Source organism: Hymenobacter terrenus (genome assembly GCF_000972495.1).
GTDB lineage: Bacteria > Bacteroidota > Bacteroidia > Cytophagales > Hymenobacteraceae > Hymenobacter > Hymenobacter terrenus.
Genome location: NZ_LATM01000126.1, coordinates 1 through 694 on the forward strand (window position 1 = coordinate 1; position 694 = coordinate 694).

Here is a 694-nt window from a genome sequence, read left to right on the forward strand (position 1 = left end):
AACTCAAGTTGCGGGGTATAGGCAAGGCAAAAAAAGTCTGTTCGGCAAGAACAGGCTAGGTTTAGGGTCTCTGACCTCCCTTTACCGCCCCGACCATGCGCGAACAGACCGTTGCAATGTACTGCTTGCTGGACGATATCATCCGCTTCACCCACCCGGCAAACACGCCGCCCACCATGGGCAGCCGGCGCCTGAGCGACGCGCAGGTGCTGACGACGGCGCTGGTGGCCACGCGCTTTTTCGGCGGCAACCTGGTGGTGGCCAAACACTACATGGAGCAGCATTGGGGCCAGAATCGGCTGGATAAAAGGGGCTTTATCCGCCGCCTGCACACGCTCACCGATACCCTCCATGCCCTCTTCGCCCTGGTAGGCGACTGGCTCAAGCAGCGACACACTGAAGCGCGCTACGTACTCGACTCCTTTCCCGTGGCCGTGTGCCATAATACGCGCATTCCCCGATGTAAGCTCCTGAGGGGCAAGGCCTATCACAGCCGATGTGCCAGTAAGCGCAGCTGGTTCTACGGCCTGAAGGTGCAGGTCGTGGCCACCAGTGACGGCGTGCCCGTCGAGTTCCATCTCCACGCTGGCGGCGAGTCGGAGCAGGCCGGCCGGCACGGTCTGTCGCTAGACTTACCTGAAGGCAGCGTACTCTACACCGATGCCGGCTACACCGACTACGTGGCCGAAGACCT

Annotated in this window: 1 protein-coding gene; it reads left to right on the top strand. The window is 61.4% G+C overall.

Going from position 1 to position 694, the window contains the following annotated elements:
- Positions 1–95: 95 nt before the first annotated feature.
- A partial coding sequence (locus tag WX88_RS26790) for a transposase (protein ID WP_046247503.1) occupies positions 96–694 on the top strand: 599 nt, incomplete at its 3' end.